The organism is Arthrobacter yangruifuii (assembly GCF_009192775.1).
In the GTDB taxonomy this organism is placed as follows: domain Bacteria; phylum Actinomycetota; class Actinomycetes; order Actinomycetales; family Micrococcaceae; genus Arthrobacter_B; species Arthrobacter_B yangruifuii.
Window position 1 is genome coordinate 211,812 of sequence record NZ_VTFX01000001.1, and the last position, 22,791, is coordinate 234,602.

Below are 22,791 nucleotides of genomic sequence, written 5' to 3' on the forward strand. Positions count from 1 at the left end.
ACTCGTGCGGGGCCCTTCGCCGACAGGCCAGGCAAATTATGAATACGAGCACGCGAGGTAGCCAACCCATCCGCTCCAGTGAGTGAAGGCGGGCACTCACGACACGACCTCGGTGAATTGGCTTCAGTTTATTAGGGTCCCTTCGCTGTTAGCAAGGCGACTATCGCCGCACTCCGCCGTGGTACCTGATTGGCCCGTGTACCGGGCGCGGGCCGCAGGGTAATGCGCAGAGAGCCAACTCTGGCGGCACCCCGTTCAATACCCATCGGCAGTCCGGCTCGGACGGACGACCTGAGACGTACTGTTTCACGTGAAACGCAGCCATGCCCAGGACTGGCGCAGCACTGGACAAGGAGCGACAAGCTTTAGCGTGGCTTAGCTGAATCGCAGGATTCAACCGTTGTGGTCCCTGACGGACATTGCTGATCCTGCAGAAGACGGGCCGCGGAGGATCTTCCGGCGTCGGACCTGGCATCTGGCAACCCAAATTTCACCACCTGCCAAGGCAGCCTGGACGTGGTCGGACAACGCTCACCGTAGGTGGCGGAGGTGGGCGCCGTGGGATCACAGCAAGCGGGCTTCCAGCGTTCCCACGTTCGTCATTCGAAGGGCACATACGATTTTGTCAGGGGGACCCATCTTTTTCAGGGTGTCCCATCACAGTCCTGGAGGAATGCACGCGGGCAAGCCCCTGCGGGCAAGCCCCTGCGGGTGGCACTTGTCGTTATCGTGGTTTGTTGTTGAGGAATGCATCCTTGCGTAGTTGACTCGCCGAAGGCACCTCGCCGCCGGGCGGGTGGATCAGTCTCTGTATGCAAGGAAGGGGCACAGCTGCGCTACGGTTGCGGCAGTCCAGAATCAGAGGAATGTTTAGGGATTAGCTGGCCCGCCCGCATCAGGGACCGAGTGTTTCTTGAGCTGCACTCTCAGCGTCCAACGGCGCAGCTGTATTGGCCACGCTGGCCAGGAAATTTCAGAGGTGCCACTCGGGCGCATCGCCACCGCACCCGATGGTGTGCGTATTCCTGCCCTGCCCTGGTGAGGCCTGCCTTGCCCCGCCTTGGTGAGGCCTGCCCTGCCCCGCCTGGCCAGGGCAGGGCAGGGCAGGGCGGGGGACGAGGCACACCTCGCTGTGAACAATGGGGGCTGGGTTCCGCATTTGTCCGCCTCCCACATCACGCCCGCTGCGCGCCTCCCGCCGAAGGCTCGGGGCAGGTACGGCGGCAGCGCCTCGTCCCAGTTGTAGCTGCACATCGATGCACCTATTCCCGGCCACCTGCGGCTGCCCCGCGGACAAGGACACATCAAGGCCGCCCCACAGGAACGACGCTGCCGGCGGCACCCCTTTACCAGCCGTCCGTACGTGCTCCCGGTGCATTCTTCGGATTTTTGCCTGCGTGGGCGGGGCCGGCGGCACAACAGGGAACGACGGAGTTAGGACTCCTGCTTCCGGAACAACGCCGCAACCGGCCGACGGCTTCCCGTGTCTCAAATGAGTATCAGTGCCGACAGTGCGCCGGCATGGGGCCAGGGGCAGGGTGGAAGCGGCTGCAGATACTCGTGTGACGGTATGCGAATGAAGGAGCACAGGCGAAGTGTCCGGCAACGCCGCCTATGCGCCCTGACGCCGGAAGCAGACCGGAACGGGCTACTGGAGGGGCACCAGACCCTCTATAACAATTGCAGTGGGTTGGATTTAGACACCTAGGTCAGACATTTTCGCTCGCCGACCGTTCTTTCCGAGTCAACTGTTTCACGTGAAACGCTGAGGGAAGACGCCTGCAGGTGCTCGTAGGCATCGCTGAACGACTGTAGCCGAGGGGCGAAAACGGTGGGCCCGGTAGGCCGCCGGTGGGCACGGTTGCGTCGAGGTGCAACGGTGGCACGAGTCGGTGAAGGGTAGTGGACGCGTCGTCCAACTCGTAGGGAATCCCTCGCCCACCCAGTGCTGGTATCCGCAAGGTTGGATGCTCGGCCCACGCGACATCGAAGAGGGCGCCGTCAGGTCTACCCTCTCAAAGAGGGGCATCGTCAGTTCTACCAGCTCTGCGGGAGTACCGACGGAGACGGGCCTCAGCGAAGGGGCTGGGCCGCGGCGGTTCCGCCCAGCCCGAGTGCTTCCCCAATGAGGCTTTCGCCTCCGCTGTACCCCAGGGCGTAGGAGCTTCAGGGTGCCGGAAAGCTTTGTGGGAAACCCGGAGACGGGCGGCCGCAGTGCACGGAACCATTGCCCGGAAACGCCGGAAACGCCGAACACCAAACTCCTTCTCGTGCATCCTGCACGTCGCCATGGCTGCCGCGAAAGTGGTTGCGGATGCGGCGGAGGGGATTGCCGGCCGCTCAATCGTCATGGCCATCTGCAGTGTGGAGGTAGGCCGGCAATGCTGCGGCGTACCTGTTCATCCTGCAGGTTGCCGTTCTGCAGGTCTGCCCGGCAACCGGTCCTTCACCACAAGAGCCGCCATTGAAGCGGTGCAGACCCCGGTGAGCGACCCACGCTGCAGCACTCGTGACGGGAGCCCAGCCGGATAGCGCCGGAACGGAGCAAGGTATCGGCGTCAGCTTCAAAGGAGGTCCGACCTTCAGATAATGCTGCGCCAACAACCGCTAAGGGTTGGAATCCGGTGTAATCCTGCCAGCCGATTGGTTCCCCGAGACGGGAATCGTGTCTTTGCCCATGCCCATGCCCGGAACGGCGGCCGGAGCACGGCAGGCGCAGGGATTCATCAGCGCCCTCAATTCGTCCTGACGAAACGGGGCATGAGGGCATCCACGATGCAGGAAACCTACAGTCCGGAAACCCGCCGGGCAGCCGGCTCTTCCCTCGGGTTGAACTTCAGCACGTCATCGAGGGCCAGGGTCCCCGTGGGCTGGTCTTCCTCTTCCAGCAGATACAGCCGCTGGATTCCGATCACGATGGAATCGGCAACCGTCTGGCGGAAGACCGGATCGGCAAGGCGCTCGGCGTCGTGCGCGTTGCTGAGATAGCCCAGGTCGAGCCCCACGGAGGGTACGCCGGGGACCTTCAAGGTGTCCCAGGTCCGGGCATGGACGCCCAGATTGTCCAGGTCGGTACGGGCACCGAGTTCCTTCAGCAACAGGACAGCGGCACGGTGGCCGATGGGGGACCGCGCCTCGCCGGTGCCCGGAAGGCCCCAGTAGTAGGCGGCCATGCCGGAGGCTGCCTGCTGGTCCAGCCAGTCACAGTGGATGTCCAGATTCAGGCTGGGAGTGTTCCGGCGTGACCCCGGCTCGCGCAGCAAATCGGGCTGCTGGGGAACCAGACGGGCACCGAACTCCCGCAGGATGCGTTCAACGCGCCCCGCAATGTCCGTGGTGACCAGCTGCTCGGTCAGCGGTTCCCCGCTGAGGCGCTCCACGGCGTGCGGGGACTGCAGCCGGGACCGGCCGATGTTAACGGAAATGACTCGCCCGCGCAGGGCTGCCGTGGAACGGTCCAGCCGCTCGTAGTCACGCAGGGCGAAGGCCTGGCTGGGTGTAATGGCGCGGTTCACCCGGGACATCGCCTGCATGGTGTCACCGTCGCAGACACCGCTGCCGGGCAGGCCGAGGTTCTGCTGCAGCTCGGCCACGGCGTAACGGGTACGCACGCCGAAACTGCCGTCAATATGACCGTAATAGAAGCCCAGGTGGGATAGGTGCCGCTGCAGTTCGGCGACGTCGTCGCCCCGCAGCTGCCCGCCCTCGACGAAGCTAAGGGTACGGTCTCCGAACCGGAATTGCGCCTCGGACAGCGCACGCTGGGTGTCCGGACCGGCAACGCCGTCAACAATCAGGCCGCGGCTCTGCTGGAACGCACGGACCGCGGCGTCCACATGGTCATCAAAGATCGTCGGATCATTTACGGCGTCGGGTGCCAGGTAGGACAGGGTGACGCCAGCGCGCAGCAACGCTTCACGAAGCGTCACTACGCGCCGGCTGGCATCCAGCCTTCGCAGGCTCTCACCATGCACAGTCATTGATATTTACTTCAGGAAAGCCGCGAATTCCTGCTCCAGGACCTGCTTCGGCTTGGCGCCGATGGACGTCGCCGCAACCTTACCGTCCTGGAACACGTAGACGGCCGGAATGGAAGTGATGCCGTACTGGGCTGCGATCGCGGGGTTTTCGTCCACGTTCACCTTCACCACATCGACCTTGTCGCTGTACTGAGCCGCAATGTCGTCGAGGATGGGGGACAGCATGCGGCACGGACCGCACCATTCGGCCCAGAAATCCACGATGACCGGCTTGTTGGCGGTCAGGACGTCGGTGCCGAAGGAAGCATCGGTTACTGCTTTTGCACTGCTCATTTTTTGCACTCCTTATGAAGAACGGGACTAGAGGGCTGCGTGTTCGGAAACAGCCTCGGCCGGCGGGGTGGGGACCTCCGCCGCGGTGGAGACGGAATCGCCGAGATCGGCGAGGTAATGCTCGACGTCGACGGCGGCCACGCAGCCGGAACCGGAGGCCGTGATGGCCTGGCGGTAGGTCGGGTCGATGACGTCGCCGGCCGCGAATACGCCCGGCAGGGAGGTCTTGGAGGTGCGGCCGAGGACGGCGATGGTGCCTTCCTCGGTGAGTTCCAGCTGGCCGCGTACCAGGTCCGTGCGGGGGTCATTGCCGATGGCAACGAACACGCCTGTGACATTCAGCTCGGACTCGGAGCCGTCCTTGGTGTTGCGCAGGACGAGGCCCGTGACCTTGTCCTCGCCGCGGATGGCAGCTACTTCCGAATCCCAGGCGAAGCGGATCTTTTCGTGGGCGAGGGCCCGCTCCTGCATGATCTTGGAGGCACGCAGGCTGTCCCGGCGGTGGACGACCGTCACGGACGAAGCGAACTTGGTGAGGAAGAGGGCCTCTTCCAGGGCTGAATCGCCGCCGCCGACGACGGCAATGTCCTGACCCTTGAAGAAGAACCCGTCGCAGGTGGCACACCAGCTGACACCGCGGCCGGAGAGGCGCTTCTCATCGGGCAGGCCGAGTTCCCGGTAGGCGGAACCGGTGGAGATGATGATGGCCCGGGCACGGAAGGTCTCGCCGGTACCGATGGTGACGGTCTTGATGTCGCCGTCGAGCGTTACCTCGGTGACGTCCTCGAAAAGGATTTCCGTGCCGAAACGCGCGGCCTGCTTTTCGAAGTTCGCCATCAGGTCCGGACCCATGATTCCTTCGGGGAACCCGGGGAAGTTTTCCACGTCCGTGGTGTTCATCAGCTCGCCGCCGGCGGTGACGGAGCCGGCGATCAGCAGCGGCTTCAGGTTGGCGCGTGCTGCGTAGACGGCGGCGGTGTATCCGGAGGGTCCGGAGCCGACAATGATGACCTCGCGGACGTCGCCGGCTGCGGCGCCGTCGGTGGCTACGGGGTTTGCGGTGCTCACGGGGTGTTCCTCTTCCTTGTTGAACTACAGTCTCGAACTACATCTGCGGACCGGGAGACCCGGTACCTTGGTGGTTACCCTGCACAACCACTATTGTTGCCAGCTTATTCCGGCGGTGCCGCGCGGGTCATGCCCGTTGCGGCTACACGGCCGGATCGGTGCACAGGAGTCAGGAAACGCCGATTTCGGCGATCCTCAGGCCCCACGGGTACTGGGCCTGGACCCCGTTGAGACGGGGCAGCTGGGTGAAGTTAACGATGACGTAGCGGGCAGAGGCAACCTGGCCGTCCGTCTTGGGCACCGGGATGCTGCTGGTCGGGCCGGTGAACCCGCTCTGGGCCACCGGTGTTGCCCCCTCCAGGTCCGGAGTGTCGTTGAGCATCACGGTGAAGCTGCCGCCCGTGCCGTTGACCTGGGTGATGTTGACCTCGTTCACGGCCGATTCCTCACCCAGGTCCACCACCAGGGCCAGGCTCGGGGCGAGTCCGCCGAAGGTGTCGCTGGCGTAGACAAAACTGGACCAGTACGAGGAAGGGTTGCCGTCGATGATCTGCGGCAGGGTTCCGTCATTGTCCGCGTCCAAGAGCGTGTTTTCCGGAACGAAGCGGGTGATGCCGGCGATTTCCGGCGCGGGCGCGGGCGCCGGAGCGGCTTCGCCGGCGTCCGTAGCTTCCGCTGAAGGCTCCTGCGCGGGCTCCGTTGACGTTCCCGCTTCCGAAGTGGACCCGAACATTTCCCCCATTTTGCCCAGCTGGGAGACTGCGAGGACCACGGCCAGGACGAGCACAAGGCTCAGGATCGCACCGATAAGGACGCGGCCGGATTTGCGGTTCGGCTTGTCGCCGGTGTCGTTTGCGTCAGCATCGTAGTCGTCGTCGAAGCCGAACGGGTCATACCCGTCCTCCTCGTAGGACCCGTCCGCCACGGCGGATTTGGGGAAGGTCGAGGCGGAACGGGCGTTGCGTTCGGGCACCGGAACCGCGCGGGGTTCATCCTCTTCCCATTTGGTGACCTTGGCAGTCGCTGAGGACCCGGACTGCCCGGGCCGGCCAACGGGGGCCGGGGGAACATTGGCACCGCCGGTTGCGGCTTCCGCCGGGGCGTCGGCGGCGTCGCCGAATTCGAGGTCCCGTTCCGCGCCGGCGGACCCGACGGCGGCTGCGGTTCCTGCGGCTCCGGTCCTGCCGAGCCGGGACTTCCTGGGCTTGGTGCCGCCGGAGAGCAGCGGCCTGCGGGGCTCACGCTCCGCGTAGTCCTCTTCGTCGTCATTTTCCGGTTCCCGGGAGCGGGGCATGCCGAAGATTTCCGAGCCCAAAGTGTCAGTGAAGAACGGCTCTACGTAGGGAGCGTCCCGCTCAATCACCAGATCCAGGAGATCTGCGGCGTTGGCATTGTTCGTGATCAAGTAGGTACGGCCGTCGCTGACGCCCAGATCCAGCACCTGGACGTTGCTGTTGCGTTCACCGGTGGCGATTTCACGGGCACTGGCCGAGACCTGGCTGGCGTTGACGGGGGCAGCGACGAGGATGCTCACAGATCGGTTGAGGACCTGGTCCACGCCGTCGAGAACCTGATCCTGCTCCGCTGAGGCAAGCACCCGGGCAGTTACCTTGTAACGGCCGCCCAGTACTGAACCGACGTCTAGCGACTGTGGCACGTGTTCCTCCCATGAAACGGCAATAAGACTGCGGCGCGTTTTGTTGCGACCATTGCGTATTTGACCATGCGTACTTTATTCACGGACATGGAACACGGCCGGCTGCCGCAGTCCTGACCTGCCTGCTTTGCTCCCATGCTACCTGTGACGCGGAAGAATGCCGGAAGCGCGCTTTAGGGAGTCCGGCGGAGTTTGGCAAGGAGCGGTGCCAGGAAAGCGTCCAACTCGGTGACTTTCAGGACGCGCAGCAGCAGGTAGTACGCCACTGCCATCAACGCGCCGCAGACCACCAGCACCACTGTGGCCGAGGGGACGGAATGCCAGGCAAACCCGTCCGTTGAGTAGCCGCCCATCAGGGCCAGCATGGCCGAGCCGACGACGCCCGCACCCAGGGCAGCAACCACGAGGCGCACATGGACGTCGAAGATCCGGGCTCCGCCGTAGTCGCCCAGACTGCGCCGCAGGAAGATATGGCTGACCACGACGGCGGCGATGTTGCCAAGGGAATAGGCCACGGCCAGGCCGAAGATGATTTTGTCAGCGGGCAGGGCGGCCGCGCCCACGGCCAGGGCAACGCCGAAAGCCGAGAGGATCACCTGCATGATCATCGGGGTCTTGGCATCTTCGTTGGCGTAGAACGCCCGGTTCATCAGGAAGGTGGCGCTAAGGAAGGGGGCCGTGACCGCCAGCAGCACCAGGACCTGGGCCTGCAGGGTGGCCGAGACGGGCGAACCGCCGCTGAACCAGACGCTGATGGGACCGGCCAGGACAATCAGCACCGCCGAGCAGAAGACCGTGGCCACGCCGATGGCCCGCAGCCCCTGGGAAAGGGTTTCCCGCACGCCGTCGTAGTTCTTCTCGGCGTAGGCATGGGACATGTTGTTGAACAGCACCGTGGCCAGGGACAGGGTGATGACCGAGTGCGGGATGATGTACAGCATCGACGCCGTTTCCAGGTTCAACTGCCCGGCGATCTCCTGGCCCCTGGCCAGATACGCGGGCCGGGCGTCCGAGGCGATCGTGGCCACGTGGGTGTAGACCAGATAGGCGCCGTTGCCAATCAGCATGGTGATGATGGTCCACTTGGCCACATGGCCGGTCTCCCGCAGCCCCACGCCGCGCAGTCCGAAGGAGGGCCGCAGCCCCAGGCCCAGCCGGCGCAGCGGGAACACCAGGACCAGTGCCTGCAGCGCAATGCCGAGGGTGGTGCTTCCGGCCAGGATCACCGTGGCCTGCGTGGTCCAGGTCTCCGGGGAGAACGACGACGCCTCCTCGCGGCCAACGAACGAAATGAAGACGAGGAGTCCGGCAATGGCCACGATGTTGTTCACCACGGGCGCCCACATATAGGCGCCGAACCTGCCGTTGGCGTTGAGGATCTGCCCAATCACCGCGTACGCACCGTAGAAGAAAATCTGCGGGAAGAGCCAATAGGCAAAGGTCGTCGCCAGGGTCAGCCGATCGCCGCTCAGCGACAGGACGGCAGACAGGATCACGGGCGCCGCCAGCGTGGCCACCAGGGCAATGCCGCCCAGCAGCACGAGGCTCAGCGTGAGCACCCTGGAGACGTAGTCCGTACCCCGGTCCGGCCGCTTGCTGGCCTTAATGATCTGCGGCACCAGCACTGCGTTGAACACGCCGCCGGCCACCATCAGGTAGATGAAGTTCGGCAGCACGTTGGCGGAGCTGAAAACATCGCTGACCAGCCCGGTGTTGCCGATGGCAACAGCCAGCAGGGCGGTGCGGACGAGTCCAAGGAGGCGGGAAACCAGCGTTCCGGCTGCCATTACGGCACTCGAGCGCGCGGTACTGGGGGCTATAGTCTTTTCGGCCATCGTGACCCTATGTTCTCACCTCGGGCAGGGATTCCCTCAACCGACGGCCCGGCCGGGCCGGAAGTATCAGAGGTAACGCGGGAGGATTTCGCGGGCCAGGTCCGCGATGCGGCGTTCGTTGGGGAAGGACAGCTTCCGGCCGAGTTCCGCCAGCGGAATCCAGGCAACGTCGACGGCCTCGTGGTCCGGATCATTTTCTATGGTCAGGTGCCCGCCGCAGGCCTCGAGCAGGAAATGATGGACGGTTTTATGCACGCGGTGACCGCTGACCGTGAACCAGTAGTCGATGCTGCCCAGAGCCGTCAGGATGCGGCCGTCGATCCCCGTTTCCTCGGCAATTTCCCGGATGGCGGCACTCTGGTTGTCTTCGTCGTTCTCGGGATGGCCTTTCGGGAGGCACCATTCCAGCCGCCCGCCGCGGTTCAGCCGGGCGATAATGGCGACCTGCAGCAGCTCGGTTGAGGTATCCACCACAATCCCGCCGGCGGAGACTTCTTCGACCGTGGGCAGCGGTGCATGTACCGAATGCGCACCGGCGCCGCCCATTGACGCTGTCAACGGGGTCCGCTTGGGGGCGCTCGGTACGGGATGGGCCATACTCCCACTGTAACGATCTTTGCCCGGCGATGATGACTGTTATCCGGGCAGCCGGGAGGGAAGCGGGAACCCTCGGCGTGTCCGCGCACGGGTGAGCCCCGGTTGTCGGTCTTCGCTGTTTTATCTGGCAGGCTTAAAGCACTATGGTGCACCTTTTTGATAGCTCGGCTTTGAACTCCCCCTTACCCGACGTGATTCCGGAACTCGGTGCGCGCTTCGAGGCTGCCGGGTATGAGCTCTCACTGGTGGGAGGTCCCGTCCGCGACCTGTTCCTGGGCCGGGTGTCGCCGGACCTGGATTTCACCACCAATGCACGCCCGGATGACATCATCAGGGTCATCAAGGGCTGGGCCGATACCTTCTGGGAGATCGGCCGGGAGTTCGGCACCATCGGAATGCGCAAGGACGGCTACCAGGTGGAGGTCACCACCTACCGGGCCGATGCCTATGATCCCGACTCCCGCAAGCCCGCCGTGGCTTTCGGCGACAAGCTTGAAGACGACCTGTTCCGCCGTGACTTTACGATGAACGCGATGGCACTGCGGCTGCCGTCCATGGAACTGGTGGATCCCTTCGGCGGAGCCCGCGACCTGCACGCCGGCATGGTGCGCACTCCCGGTGCGCCGTCGACGTCGTTCTCCGACGATCCGCTGCGCATGATGCGGGCCGCCCGCTTCGCCTCCCAGCTGGGAGTGCAGGTAGCACCGGATGTCTTTGAAGCGATGCGGGAGATGGCCGGGCGGATCGGGATCATCTCCGCGGAACGGGTCCGGGATGAACTGACCAAGCTGATCTGCGGCAAGGCTCCGTGGACCGGCGTGGACCTGCTGGTGGAGAGCGGGCTGGCCGACCATGTGCTGCCCGAGGTCTCGGCGCTTCGGCTGGAGATCGACGAGCACCACCGGCACAAGGACGTGTACCAGCACTCGCTGACGGTGCTCCGCCAGGCCTGCGAGCTGGAAACCGGAAGCGATGGTCCGGTGCCGGCGCCGGACTTCGTGCTGCGTTTCGCCGCCCTGATGCACGACGTCGGCAAGCCGGCTACGCGGCGTTTTGAACCGAACGGATCCGTGAGCTTCCTCCACCACGACGGTGTGGGGGCCAAACTCACCGCCAAGCGCATGAAGGCCCTGCGGTTCGACAACGACACTACGAAGGCCGTTGCACGGCTCGTGGAACTGCACATGCGCTTCTATGGTTACGGGGACGCAGGCTGGACCGATTCAGCGGTGCGGCGGTATGTAAATGACGCCGGACCGCTGCTGCAGCGGCTGCACCGCCTCACCCGGTCCGACGTCACCACCCGAAACCGGCGCAAGGCCGAGCGGCTGGCCTTCGCCTATGACGACCTGGAGCAGCGGATTGCCGCGCTGGCAGAGCAGGAAGAGCTGGCCGCCATTCGTCCGGACCTGGACGGTGAGCAGATCATGGCCCTGCTGCAGATCCGGCCCGGTCCGGTGGTGGGCCGGGCCTACCGGTTCCTGCTGGAGGAACGGATGGAAAACGGACCGCGCAGCGAGGCTGAAACCGCGGAGCTGCTGCACGCGTGGTGGGCCGACCAACCGGAGAACCCGATTGCCGGCACTGGCACAATCCCTGATACAACGGAAAGGGAATCCCGGGAGCAACCGGAAGCAGCAGGACCGAACGAGAAGGACAGCAAAAAATGAGCAACGGAGAAAACTTCGGACCGGCAGTTCCGGACCTGACTCCGTCCGGAACGCGGCTGCCCCGGCTCTGGCTGCTGCGTCACGGAGAAACTGAATGGTCCCGCGAAGGCAACTACACCGGCCTGACGGACATCCCCCTCACCGCAGAGGGTGAAGGCCAGGCCCGGGCAGCGGAAAAGAAGATCGGCCCGGTGACCTTCGACCGGGTGCTCACCTCCCCGCTGATCCGTGCCCGCCGTACCGCTGAGCTGGTGGGCTACCCCGACGCCGAAGTGGTTCCCCACGCACACGAATGGGACTACGGCGACAACGAGGGCCGCAACAGCCGTCAGGTGCGGGCCGAAAACCCCGGCTACCTGATCTGGAAGGACGGCGTGCCCAACGGCGAGACGCTGGCCCAGGTTGCTGAACGTGCTGACCGCATCATCTCCTCGGTGCAGGCCGGCTGCGGCACCGCAATGGACCGCGATCCCGGGGCGACGCCGGTGGAGAAAGTCCTCTTGGTGGCACATGGCCACTTCCTGCGCATCCTGGCAGCGCGGTGGCTTGGTCTTGCCCCCGAGATGGGCAGGCATTTCGCGTTGAGCACCGCCGCCGTCTGCGTCCTCGGCTGGGACAAGCACACCCCGGCCGTTGTCGGATGGAATCTCTAACCCCGCATTAAGGCCGGTTCCTCCTGGCCCGGCATAAACTTTTTCAGGAATTTTATTGAAAGTACTAGGCAGGACCCTGATGCCTGTTGTACCTTTCTTTTGCAGGCACTTTTACGGCCTGCAGACCTAAATGGATTTCCGGCTTATGGCGCTGCTAGGCGTCCCCGTGCCGGGTCCAGGACCCCGGGTACCGCTAACAGGAGGTGGAGATTGATGAATATTCATGGCATGCACGGTGCAGTCACCGGCGGCAATCTCCGGCCATCCTTCCGGGCTCCCCGGGTCCCGACTTCGGTCCCCGCGGGCCGGCTGTCTCCGCGGTTTACCGCGGCCACGGGCCTGCCGGGCGTTTCAGCGTAACAGCTGCCGCCCGGGCAACCGCCCACGCCGGCAACCGCCCGTCACGGTCACTTTGCCCCGCGCCACCGGCGCCGATGTCAGCACAGCTTCTTCGCCTGGACACCCCGGCGCCGCTTCCTTAAGGCGTCCGCGGTTTTTACGCATCTGCTGATCCGCAGCCGGTTTTCCCCTTTGAATGGCATTTTTACGTCATAGTCGGGCATTTCCCGAAAATCGCCTTGATGTGATTAGTTGCGCCGTTCCATAGGGTCTTCGCATCAATTGGATGCCTTTTACCCCGTTATTTCCCGTGCCCTATTCGGGCTTTTCCCGTCGGAGATTCCAGTGCCTAAATATCCCCTGCCCAATACGAGCCTGCCCAATACGAGCCTGCCCAAAACCACCCTCCTCGAAAATGATCTCCCCACCCGGACCGGGCCGGGCAGCGACACCACCGGCAATGCCGTGCAGCTGCTTCCCCCCGCCAGGCCTCCGGAACAACCCGCTCCGCTCCTTCGACGTGTAGGGAAGGGGGTGTATCAGATGCTCAAGCGCCTGCGAAGCTCCTACCTCCGCTCCGAGGCCGTCCGTGAATCGCGCATGGACGCTGCGCTGAACGGCAGGGACGGCTATCTGCTCCTGCACTACTTCAATTCCGTCAAGTAATCCCGCTCCGGCACAGCCCGGTCCTGCACGGCACAGCCCGGTCCTGCACGGCACTGCCCGGTCCCTCCGCGGGGGACCGGGCAGTGCCGTGCCGGGCCTGCGGCGGGCCGGGGAAACGTGTTCCGCATGACAGGAAACAAAGCTGCACCCCGCGGCGTTATAAAGTCGATAGAGAAGAAGTCTGTCAGGAAGGGAGCAAGGTGCCCCAGGTCAATCGCGTGGCCATGCTCTCCCTCCATACCTCCCCGCTTGAACAGCCAGGCTCCGGCGACGCCGGGGGCATGAACGTCTACGTGCGCTCCGTGGCACTTGAACTTGCCCGCGCCGGGACCGAGGTTGAGATCTTCACCCGGGCCACGAACCCGCGGCTGACAGGGAACGTGGAACTGGCACCCGGAGTCACCGTCCGCCATGTCACGGCGGGTCCGGTCCGGAAAGTACCCAAGGAACAACTGCCTTATCTGGATCTGGCCCATGCGGTGGCTGACGCGCAGCCGTTCCTGCTGGACGGTGGGTTTGACGTGGTGCACTCGCACTACTGGGTATCCGGTACCGCAGGGCTGTCCGTCGCGCAGCAGTGGGACCTTCCTCTGGTCCACACCATGCACACCATGGCCCGCGTCAAGAACCTCCAGGTCCAGCCCGGCGAAGCCGCGGAGCCGCAGGTCCGGATCGACGGAGAACAGCAGGTGGTCCGCGGGGCCACCCGCCTGATTGCCAATACCAGCACCGAAGCAGCCGAACTGGAAACGCTTTACGGCGCCGATCCTGCCGCCGTGGACGTGGTGGCGCCGGGCGTGGACCTGAATGTGTTTTCCCCCCGGGGCAGGACCGCGGTGCAGGCCGGGACGGGTTTCCCCCGCGGCGTTTTCCACGTGGTCTTCGCCGGGCGGATCCAGCGGCTGAAAGGCCCCCAGGTGCTGGTCGAGGCGGCCGCGGAACTGCGCAGGCGCCGTCCGGACATTCCCCTGCGGGTGAGCATCCTCGGCGCCGGCAGCGGCTCTTCCGTCCTGGACCTTGCCCCGCTGATCCGCAGGCTGGGCCTGCAGGACACTGTGTTCCTGCGCCCGCCCGTGGGGTCCCACCAGCTGGCCGACTGGTTCCGCGCAGCAGACGTTGTTGCCGTGCCGTCCTTCAGCGAATCGTTTGGCCTGGTTGCCCTCGAGGCCCAGGCCTGCGGTACCCCCGTCCTAGCCGCGAATGTGGGCGGGCTGCCCAAGGCCGTGCATCACGGCCGAAGCGGCGTCCTGGTGGACGGACACGCTCCCGGCCGGTGGGCCGCGGAACTGGAGGCACTCTACGAAGGCCCCGAACGCCGTCGGGCGCTGGGGGAAGGTGCGGCTGCGCACGCCCAGGCGTTCGGCTGGCGCCGGACGGCCATGCTGACGGCGGAAAGCTACCGGGAGGCCGCGGACCAGTTCGCCAGCCGCTCCGTCCGCAAATAGGCCAAACCGGCCCCGGCGTCCCGGCACTGCTGATAGCTTGGCTTCCATCCAAAGACCAGCAGCCGTCGAGTGACATCCGTTGACGGCACAGCGGAAGGAACGCAGACCCATGCGTATCAGTGCCGAGATGCCCTCCGACCTGGAAATCTCCCGGGCGGCCCGCCTGCTGCCCATCACCGAGGTTGCCCGAGCCGCGTCGATTCCCGACGCCGCACTGGAATCCTACGGACGGTACAAGGCGAAGATCGACCCGGCCCTCCTCCGGGAGGATTCGGCCCGCGGCCGGGTGGTTCTGGTCACTGCCATGAGTCCCACGCCTGCCGGCGAAGGCAAATCAACTGTCACGGTGGGACTGGCGGACTCCCTGCACCGGGCAGGCCAAAACGTGATGATCGCCCTTCGCGAGCCGTCCATGGGGCCGGTTCTCGGCATGAAGGGCGGCGCCACGGGCGGCGGTTATTCACAGGTGGTGCCCATGGAAGACATCAACCTGCATTTCACCGGCGATTTCCACGCCATTACCTCAGCCAACAACGCGCTTGCCGCGCTGCTGGACAATCACATCTACCAGGGCAACCAACTGGGCCTGGATCCGCGCCGCATCACTATTAAACGTGTCCTGGACATGAATGACCGCGCACTGCGCGACGTCGTCATCGGCCTGGGCGGCCCGGCCCAGGGCGTGCCGCGCCAGGACGGCTTCGACATCACCGTGGCCTCGGAAGTGATGGCGGTTTTCTGCCTGGCCCGGAACCTTACGGACCTCACGGACCGCCTGTCCCGTATCACCGTGGGCTACACCTACGACCGCCGGCCCGTCACCGTAGCCGATCTCGGAGCCCAGGGCGCCATGACGCTGCTGCTGCGTGACGCACTGAAACCGAACCTGGTGCAGACCCTGGCCGGCACCCCGGCGCTGGTCCACGGGGGACCGTTCGCCAATATTGCGCACGGCTGCAATTCGGTGATTGCCACTTCCGCGGCGCTGCGCCTGGCTGATGTGGTGGTGACCGAAGCCGGGTTCGGGGCTGACCTCGGGGCGGAGAAGTATCTGGACATCAAGTCCCGGGTGGCGGATGTTGCCCCGGACGCCGTGGTGGTCGTGGCGACCGTCCGTGCGTTGAAAATGCACGGAGGCGTGTCCAGGAACAGCCTGGCGGCGGAAAACCTTCCGGCGCTGCAGGCCGGCGTCGTCAACCTGCACCGGCATCTGGACAATGTCCGCCGGTTCGGGATCAACCCCGTGGTGGCGGTCAACCGCTTCACCACGGATACGGACGCCGAACTGGGCTGGCTCATGAACTGGTGCGCCGAACAGGGCGTCAGTGCCGCGGTGGCCGAAGTATGGGAGAACGGCGGCGGCGGGCCGGGCGGTGACGACCTGGCGGCGGCCGTGCTCCGGGCCCTGGAACGGCCGGCGGACTTCCGGTTCCTCTACCCGGACGAGATGCCGGTGGCAGAGAAGATCCGTACCGTGGCCCGGCAGATCTACGGTGCCGCAGACGTCGAATTTGCTCCGCCCGCACTGCGCCGCCTGGAGGAGATCGCCGCGCGCGGACTGGAGCACCTGCCGGTCTGCATGGCCAAGACGCCCTATTCCTTCTCCGACGATCCGGCCGTGCCGGGCGCACCGTCGGGCTTCACCCTGCATGTGCGGGATCTGTCCATCAAGACCGGGGCAGGTTTCGTGGTGGCATTGACCGGCGCGGTCATGACCATGCCGGGACTGCCCAAGGAACCGGCGGCGCTGCGCATGGGCGTGGCCGCGGACGGAACGCCGAGCGGCCTCATCTAGGGTTCCATCCGCTGACACGGCAAGGCCCCCGGCTCCGGAACGTTCCGGAGCCGGGGGCCTGATGCTGCCGGGGGTTTAGCGTTCAACCTCGCCGCGGATGAACTGCTCCACTTTTTCCTTGGCGATGTCGTCGTTGTACTGCTCCGGCGGAGACTTCATGAAGTAGCTCGAAGCCGAAAGGATCGGTCCGCCGATGCCCCGGTCCAGGGCAATCTTGGCGGCGCGCACGGCGTCGATGATGACGCCGGCGGAGTTGGGGGAGTCCCAGACCTCCAGCTTGTATTCCAGGGACACCGGAGCGTCGCCGAAGTTGCGGCCCTCGAGGCGCACGAAGGCCCACTTGCGGTCATCCAGCCAGGCAACGTAGTCCGACGGGCCAATGTGGACGTCGTCGGCCTTCAGGTCGGCGGACGTGTTGGAGGTGACGGCCTGGGTCTTGGAGATCTTCTTGGACTCCAGGCGCTCACGCTCAAGCATGTTCTTGAAGTCCATGTTGCCGCCGACGTTCAGCTGGTACGTGCGGTCCAGGACCACGCCGCGGTCCTCGAACAGTTTGGCCATCACGCGGTGGGTAATGGTGGCGCCGATCTGGCTCTTGATGTCATCGCCGATAATCGGGACGCCGGCAGCGGTGAACTTGTCCGCCCACTCCTTGGTGCCGGCAATGAAAACGGGCAGTGCATTCACGAAGGCAACGCCGGCGTCGATGGCGCACTGCGCGTAGAACTTTGCAGCCTGCTCGGAGCCCACGGGCAGGTAGCAGACCATGACGTCCACGGCGTTGTCCCGCAGGGCAGCGACAATGTCCACCGGCGAGGCATCGGATTCGGTGATGGTTTCCCGGTAGTACTTGCCCAGCCCGTCCAGCGTGTGCCCGCGCTGCACCGTGATGCCGGTCTGCGGAACGTCGGCAATCTTGATGGTGTTGTTTTCGCTTGCACCGATTGCGTCAGCCAGGTCGAGGCCGACCTTCTTGCTGTCGACGTCGAAGGCTGCGACGAACTGGACGTCATTGACGTGGTAGTCGCCGAACTTGACGTGCATCAGGCCAGGGACGGTTTCGTTGGGGTCGGCACTGCGGTAGTACTGGACACCCTGCACCAGCGAAGCTGCACAGTTTCCAACACCGACAATTGCCACCCGAATGGGGTTCTCGGACACAGTTCTCCTTTGAAGAAAATGTTGAACGCCCGCCGCGGGCGCAGACAACCCCCACAGTCTACGTGCAACGGATCACATCCGAGGTTTAGCCAGGCCCGGCCGGGTCCCGCAGCCCGCGGCACCCGGCGTCGAAGCCGCGCCGGAGGCCGCGGCCGTCTGATGGATACTTGACCCATGCAGCCCAACTCCCGGCGCGGTCCGCAGCGCATTGCGGCGCCGTCCCGCAATGACCCGTTCCTGCGGAAGTTCTCGGAGGGCATCGGCGGCCCGCTCGGCCGGCATGCCGCCCCGGGCATCGTGTCGCCGGGATTCTTCACCGTGGAACGGGTGCTGATCCTGTTCACCACTGCAGCCGCGCTGCTGGCCGTCCTGGTCAAAACCCCCTGCCGGGCCGGCGGGTGGGGCACCTCCGAGCAGTTTTATGCCGCCTGCTATTCGGACTGGCCGGAGCTCTTCCGCACCCGGGGGCTGGGGGACGGAGTTTTTCCCTTCTTCACGGAGGGCGCGTTTTTTGAGTACCCGGTCCTCCTGGGGCTCCTGGCCGGTGCCGCCGCCCTGTTGGTGCCCGGTGACGGCGCAACGGCGCTGAGGTCCCTGCAGTTCTTCGACGTGAACGCGGTGCTGGCCACGGGCGCGTGGATCGCCACGGTCATCGCCACCATGCGCCTGGCCGGGCGCCGGCCCTGGGATGCCGCCATGGTGGCCGTGGCCCCGGCGGCGGTCCTGTCCATGTTCATCAACTGGGACATCTTTGCCGTGATGCTTGCCACGCTGGGCATGCTGGCGTTCGCCCGGAACCGGCCGGTGGCGGCGGGGGTGCTGATAGGGCTGGGGACCGCGTTGAAGCTCTACCCGGTGTTGATCCTCGGCGCCGTGCTTGTGCTCGCACTGCGGACCCCGCGCCCGCGCCCGGCGGTCCTGGCCTTTGCCGCCGCGGCGGTCACCTGGCTGGCGGTGAACCTTCCCTTCCTGCTCCGGGACTACGAGTCCTGGCGCTTCTTCCTGACCTTCACCGCGGACCGACCGGCCGGCTACTCCTCCGTCTGGTTCGCCTGGAACCTGACGGTGGAACAGGCCGGCGGAACCGGCGTCGGCGCGGAGTTCATCAATGTCTGGGCCTACCTGCTTTTCGCGCTTGCATGCGGAGGAATCGCCGTGCTGGCGCTTCGGGCCCGGCGCCGGCCGCGTATGGCGCAGCTGGTTTTCCTGATCGTGGCGGCGTTCATCCTGACCAACAAGGTGTACTCCCCGCAGTTTGTCCTCTGGCTCCTTCCGCTGGCCGCCCTCGCCCGGCCCAGATGGCTCGACTTCCTGATCTGGCAGTTCTTCGAAGTGATGCACTGGTGGGCCATCTGGCTGTACCTCGCCAAGGAAACGTCCGGCGGCGCGGCGCAGAACAACCTCGATTCGCCCTATTACGTGCTGGCCGTCATGGGCCATGTGCTGGCCACCGGCTACCTGATGGTCCGCGTGGTTTCCGACATCCTGGAGCCCGACGGCGACCCGGTGCGCCGCTCCGGCGTCGATGATCCCCAGGGCGGGCCCTTTGACGGTGCCCCGGACCGCTGGGTGCTGCGCAGGCGAAGGCCGGTATCCTTGGAAACGCATGCGGCCCCGGCGAAAGAAGCACAGTGACCCCCGTTCCATACCGTTCCGAGCAGCTCAGCAACGAGGAGTTCGAGGCGCTCGCCGCCGCGCACCCCGATGTGGTGATTCCGCTGGAGCAGACCCCGTACTGGGCGGATTTTGAGCGGAAACTCGGCCGCAGCCCGTACGGCATCTGGGCCTATTACGACGGCGGCACGCTGGTTGCCACCGCGAGCTACCTCCGCTCCGAACGGCGGCTGCGTCCGTCGCTGGTAGTGGTCAACGGTCCCGTCTGGTTCGCCAAGCGCACGCACAACGCCGAAGCGCGGCTGGTCTCCACGGTGCAGGAACAGTTCCGGGCAGATCCCGCCGTGGACCCCCTGTATATCCGCATGCAGATTGAGCATCCGCAGCCTCCGGTCACCGGGCCGCTGGAACACGGCTGGTACGAACGCGAAATCGTGGTTGACCTCACCCCGGACACGGATCAGATCTTCGCGTCCTTCCGTTCCAATGCGCGGAACCTGATCCGCAAGGCCGAGAAGCTGGGCGTTAAGGTCCAGACCATTGAGCAAAGCCGGTGGGCCGAGGTGTTCCGCACGGAGCTCTTCCCGATCATGCAGGAAACCGCTTCGCGGGACGGCTTCTCCAGCTTCGAATCCACCTTCTACGAAACCCTGCTCACCGAACTCGGCGACCATCTGCGCCTCATGGTGGCGTACATGGACGGGCAGGCCGTGTCCTGGCTGATCACCACCGAGTACCGCGGGTACTCCGTCTACTATTTCGCGGCCAGCTCGCACAGTGCCCGGAAGACCAACGCGCCCTACCTGCTGCTCTGGGAGGCCTTCAAGGTGCTCAAGGAGGCGGGAAACACGGCGTGCGGCCTGACCGGCATTGTCAGTGACAACTATCCGAGCCTGATCAACGTCACCACGTTCAAACGGAACTTCTCCAAGACCGTGGTCAGCATTCCCACCACCTATGACATTCCCCTGCATCCGCTGCGGTACGCTCTGGTGGCAAACGCCCTGAAGGTGCGGCGCGAGGCGCCCGCGAAGCTGCGCAGCCTCCCGGCATCCGCCAAGGGGCTCGCGGGCCGGATCACCGGACGGAAGGGCGGCGGGGAAGCCTAAATGAGTGATGTCAGTGTAGTCGGGGCCGGTCCCAACGGACTCGCGGCCGCGGTCATCATGGCCCGCGCCGGCCTCACTGTCCGGGTGTTCGAAACAGGGTCCACGGTGGGCGGCGGCAGCCGTACCAAGGAACTTCTGGAACCCGGCCACCTGCACGACATCTGCTCCGCGGTACACCCCATGGCCCTGGCCTCCCCGTTCTTTCGGAGCTTTGAACTCCAGAAGCGGATAGACCTGGTTGTTCCGGAGATTTCCTATGCCTCACCGCTCGACGGCGGACGGGCGGCACTGGCGTATCGGGACCTGGACCGGACCGTGGCCGGGCTGGGACGCGACGGTGCTGCCTACCGGCGCCTGATGGAGCCGCTGGTGAAGCGCAGCGAAGCCGTCACCGAACTGCTGATGGGCTCGCTGCTGAGCGTTCCCCGGGATCCGATTGCACTGGCGGGCTTCGGCCTGGCTGCCCTGGACCAGGGCACCCCCCTGTGGAACCGGCGGTTCGTGGAGGACGCCGCTCCGGCCCTGCTCTCCGGAGTCGCGGCACACCCCGTGGGCAGAATGCCCTCGCTGCCTTCCGCGGGCGGCGGCCTGATGCTGGGCACCCTGGCCCACTCGGTCGGCTGGCCCCTCCCGGTGGGCGGTTCGCAGGCGATCGCCGAGGCAATGGCCGATGACCTGCGGGCCCACGGCGGCACGATTTCCACCGGCCACCGGATCACCTCCCTGGACGAGGTGGCGGATTCCCGCGCGGTCATCCTGGACGTCTCCCCGTCGGTACTGCTGGAGCTGGGCGGGGACCGGCTGCCGCCGCGCTACGCCAGGGCCCTGGAACGGTTCCGCTACGGGAACGCTGCATGCAAGGTGGACTTCATCCTCTCCGGCCCGGTGCCGTGGACCAATCCGGAGATGGCGCACACGGGAACCGCCCATCTGGCCGGCACCCGGGCGGAACTGGCGGCGGCCGAGGATGACGTCGCCTCCGGACGGCATCCGCGCCGCCCTTACGTGCTGCTCTCCCAGCCCAGCGGCTTCGACCCCACCCGCGCCCCCGCAGGCCGCCACATCCTCTGGTCCTACTGCCATGTGCCGGCCGGTTCCACGGTGGACATGACCGAAGCGGTCACGGCCCAGATTGAGCGTTTCGCCCCCGGTTTCCGTGACGTGATTGTCCGGTCGCAGGTCACGACGGCGGCGGATCTGGCGCAGTACAACGCCAACTACGTGGGCGGCGACTTCGGCGGCGGAGCCGTAACGCTGGCCCAGATGCTGATCCGGCCGGTCCTGTCGCCGAAACCGTGGCGTACCCGGGTTCCCGGCGTTTACCTCAGTTCCGCCTCCACCCCGCCGGGACCCGGAGTGCACGGGATGGGCGGCCTGCACTCAGCCCGGCTGGCGCTCAAGGATGTGTTCGGCCTGCCGGTGCCCTCACTGGCCCCCTAGGGCGGCGTCCACGCACGCCGGACCCGGTGTGGACGGCCCGGCGGAACCCCTGATCCGCATGGTCGGGGGAGATTGTGGGCCATGCCGCAAAACCTTGTAAGTTATCGGGTACCGGCGCCGCAGCGGTACCGAAACAGGGAAAACGTCATGGGGGACAGACAGATGGACAGGAACGGACCGACAGCTGACGCACAGGGATACCAGGGGACACCGCCGCCCGGCGCCGGTGCCCATGGACCAGCCCGGGAACAGTCGCCCTATGCGGTTCCGCCGGGCTACGGGCAGCACGGCGCTCCGGCGCCGGCGCCGAAAAAGGCAAATCCGAAGCTGCGCAAACGCCTGATCATTGCGGGCAGCATTGTCGCCGGGCTGTTGGTGCTTCTGGTGGTGGGAGGTTTCTTCGGCTACAAGCAGCTGAGCGAGAAATACAACCCCAAGCTGCAGGTGGAGGACTATCTCCAGGCAGTTGTCGACGGAGACATCGAAGGGGCCATGGACATGGTCACGGCCTATGACGAGATGGGCTATTACCAGGCGCAGGACTATTCCCTGATGACCAATGAGATCTATTCGAAGGCCGCCAACCGGATCAGCGGATTCGAGATAACCGATGTGGAGGCCTCCGGGATCTTCGCTGAAGTGACCGCGGACGTCAAACAGGGCGACAAGACCACATCCGTGACCTTTGACCTGACCTCCGCAGGGGATGCGGCGCTGTTCTTCGAGAAATGGGAACTCACCTCGCCGTTGAACGAAACGGAGATTGCGTACCGGGTGGATGCGGGCGCCTCGGAGCTGGCGGTGAACGGTGTCGGCATCGACACGTTCGAGGAATCCAAGTACTTCGCGGTCTTTCCCGGTGACTACACGTTCAATACGCCTACCGGTTCCGACTACATCGGTTACAGCGGCGAAGAGAAGGTGAGCGTGGAGGTGCGCACCGGTGACGAGATCGGGGAGCCGGTGGATGTCACCTACCGGGCAGAACTCACCGATGCGGCCCGCGAGGAGATCAAGGCCCAGACGAAGGCCCACCTTGCCGCGTGCGTGAAGGCAACGGAACTGCAGCCTCAGGGCTGCCCCAATAAGGCGGACGGTGAGGACCCCAAGAACTTCCGCAACATCAAGTGGAGCATGACCAAGGAGCCTACGTACGAGTCGATCGAAGGCAGCCCGGCCTCTCCGTTCCCGCTCACCGCGAAGAACGGACAATTCACCCTGGAAGCAGAGGAGAAGCAGGGCGACTCCTGGGGGCCGATCAAGGGAACGGTTGAGCTCTACTCGATGCCGGCCATGGTGGATGTCCAGCCGGACAAGATCAACATCGCGTTCGGGGACTAGCCGCAGGCCGAACGCCGGGGTCTCACGAACAGGCGCCGGTCATGGGGAACCGGATATCAGCAGGTTTCCCATGACCGGGCACCGGAAC

General features: G+C 65.3%; 16 protein-coding genes. 9 read left to right on the top strand and 7 right to left on the bottom strand.

Features of this window, described 5'->3' with window-relative positions; translation table 11 throughout:
• Positions 1–2,786: 2,786 nt before the first annotated feature.
• From GD627_RS01095 to GD627_RS01120, 6 genes are all read right to left on the bottom strand, one after another.
• Positions 2,787–3,980, bottom strand: a complete 1,194-nt coding sequence (locus GD627_RS01095) for a peptidoglycan-binding protein (protein ID WP_146359823.1) — start codon at positions 3,978–3,980, stop codon at positions 2,787–2,789.
• A 6-nt stretch (positions 3,981–3,986) separates the two neighbouring features.
• Complete coding sequence (gene trxA, locus GD627_RS01100; RefSeq protein WP_146359826.1) at positions 3,987–4,313, bottom strand: thioredoxin; 327 nt, start codon at positions 4,311–4,313, stop codon at positions 3,987–3,989.
• A 27-nt stretch (positions 4,314–4,340) separates the two neighbouring features.
• Entirely contained in the window at positions 4,341–5,381 is a 1,041-nt protein-coding gene (trxB, locus tag GD627_RS01105; RefSeq protein WP_146359829.1) for a thioredoxin-disulfide reductase, read from the bottom strand.
• 169 nt (positions 5,382–5,550) lie between these two features.
• A complete protein-coding gene (locus GD627_RS01110) occupies positions 5,551–7,038 on the bottom strand; it encodes an ABC transporter substrate-binding protein (RefSeq protein WP_152271006.1) in 1,488 nt (495 codons plus the stop codon).
• Between the two features lie 173 nt (positions 7,039–7,211).
• On the bottom strand, positions 7,212–8,873 hold the full coding sequence (murJ, locus tag GD627_RS01115) for a murein biosynthesis integral membrane protein MurJ (RefSeq protein WP_281349948.1): 1,662 nt from the start codon (positions 8,871–8,873) through the stop codon (positions 7,212–7,214).
• 66 nt (positions 8,874–8,939) lie between these two features.
• Entirely contained in the window at positions 8,940–9,470 is a 531-nt protein-coding gene (locus GD627_RS01120) for an NUDIX hydrolase (RefSeq protein WP_146359833.1), read from the bottom strand.
• Between the two features lie 143 nt (positions 9,471–9,613).
• Here GD627_RS01120 and GD627_RS01125 point away from each other — a divergent pair, with 143 nt between their 5' ends.
• The 5 genes from GD627_RS01125 to GD627_RS01145 all read left to right on the top strand — a co-directional run bounded on the left by GD627_RS01125 (position 9,614) and on the right by GD627_RS01145 (position 16,038).
• Complete coding sequence (locus GD627_RS01125) at positions 9,614–11,140, top strand: CCA tRNA nucleotidyltransferase (RefSeq protein WP_152271007.1); 1,527 nt, start codon at positions 9,614–9,616, stop codon at positions 11,138–11,140.
• Entirely contained in the window at positions 11,137–11,793 is a 657-nt protein-coding gene (locus GD627_RS01130; RefSeq protein WP_152271008.1) for a histidine phosphatase family protein, read from the top strand. The genes GD627_RS01125 and GD627_RS01130 overlap by 4 nt, the downstream gene beginning before the upstream one ends.
• Before the next feature lie 684 nt (positions 11,794–12,477).
• Positions 12,478–12,798, top strand: a complete 321-nt coding sequence (locus GD627_RS01135; protein WP_152271009.1) for a hypothetical protein — start codon at positions 12,478–12,480, stop codon at positions 12,796–12,798.
• Between the two features lie 200 nt (positions 12,799–12,998).
• Positions 12,999–14,243 (top strand): D-inositol-3-phosphate glycosyltransferase, encoded by a 1,245-nt coding sequence (gene mshA / locus GD627_RS01140; RefSeq protein WP_152271010.1) that lies wholly within the window; start codon positions 12,999–13,001, stop codon positions 14,241–14,243.
• A 109-nt stretch (positions 14,244–14,352) separates the two neighbouring features.
• Entirely contained in the window at positions 14,353–16,038 is a 1,686-nt protein-coding gene (locus GD627_RS01145) for a formate--tetrahydrofolate ligase (protein WP_152271011.1), read from the top strand.
• Between the two features lie 75 nt (positions 16,039–16,113).
• On the opposite strand, the gene GD627_RS01150 is transcribed toward GD627_RS01145, so the two are convergent.
• Positions 16,114–17,199: an inositol-3-phosphate synthase gene (locus GD627_RS01150; RefSeq protein ID WP_146359852.1), complete on the bottom strand. Its 1,086-nt coding sequence runs from the start codon at positions 17,197–17,199 to the stop codon at positions 16,114–16,116.
• A gap of 174 nt (positions 17,200–17,373) precedes the next feature.
• On the opposite strand from GD627_RS01150, the gene GD627_RS01155 reads away from it, so the two are divergent.
• The 4 genes from GD627_RS01155 to GD627_RS01170 all read left to right on the top strand — a co-directional run bounded on the left by GD627_RS01155 (position 17,374) and on the right by GD627_RS01170 (position 22,703).
• Complete coding sequence (locus tag GD627_RS01155; protein WP_152271012.1) at positions 17,374–18,834, top strand: glycosyltransferase family 87 protein; 1,461 nt, start codon at positions 17,374–17,376, stop codon at positions 18,832–18,834.
• Positions 18,831–19,922: a lipid II:glycine glycyltransferase FemX gene (locus GD627_RS01160; RefSeq protein WP_152271013.1), complete on the top strand. Its 1,092-nt coding sequence runs from the start codon at positions 18,831–18,833 to the stop codon at positions 19,920–19,922. Before GD627_RS01155 ends, GD627_RS01160 begins: the two co-directional genes overlap by 4 nt.
• Positions 19,923–21,362, top strand: coding sequence for a phytoene desaturase family protein (locus GD627_RS01165; RefSeq protein WP_152271014.1), 1,440 nt, complete (start codon positions 19,923–19,925; stop codon positions 21,360–21,362).
• Positions 21,363–21,509: 147 nt separating this feature from the next.
• Complete coding sequence (locus GD627_RS01170; protein WP_152271015.1) at positions 21,510–22,703, top strand: zinc ribbon domain-containing protein; 1,194 nt, start codon at positions 21,510–21,512, stop codon at positions 22,701–22,703.
• The last annotated feature ends 88 nt before the right edge of the window (positions 22,704–22,791 follow it).

Coding starts and splice junctions, on each gene's coding strand:
- GD627_RS01125 (WP_152271007.1), top strand. CDS start 9,614: ATGGTGCACCTTTTTGATAGCTCGGCTTTGAACTCCCCCTTACCCGAC.
- GD627_RS01120 (WP_146359833.1), bottom strand. CDS start 9,470: ATGGCCCATCCCGTACCGAGCGCCCCCAAGCGGACCCCGTTGACAGCG.
- GD627_RS01155 (WP_152271012.1), top strand. CDS start 17,374: ATGCAGCCCAACTCCCGGCGCGGTCCGCAGCGCATTGCGGCGCCGTCC.
- trxA (WP_146359826.1), bottom strand. CDS start 4,313: ATGAGCAGTGCAAAAGCAGTAACCGATGCTTCCTTCGGCACCGACGTC.
- GD627_RS01130 (WP_152271008.1), top strand. CDS start 11,137: ATGAGCAACGGAGAAAACTTCGGACCGGCAGTTCCGGACCTGACTCCG.
- GD627_RS01165 (WP_152271014.1), top strand. CDS start 19,923: ATGAGTGATGTCAGTGTAGTCGGGGCCGGTCCCAACGGACTCGCGGCC.
- GD627_RS01145 (WP_152271011.1), top strand. CDS start 14,353: ATGCGTATCAGTGCCGAGATGCCCTCCGACCTGGAAATCTCCCGGGCG.
- murJ (WP_281349948.1), bottom strand. CDS start 8,873: ATGGCCGAAAAGACTATAGCCCCCAGTACCGCGCGCTCGAGTGCCGTA.
- GD627_RS01095 (WP_146359823.1), bottom strand. CDS start 3,980: ATGACTGTGCATGGTGAGAGCCTGCGAAGGCTGGATGCCAGCCGGCGC.
- GD627_RS01170 (WP_152271015.1), top strand. CDS start 21,510: ATGGGGGACAGACAGATGGACAGGAACGGACCGACAGCTGACGCACAG.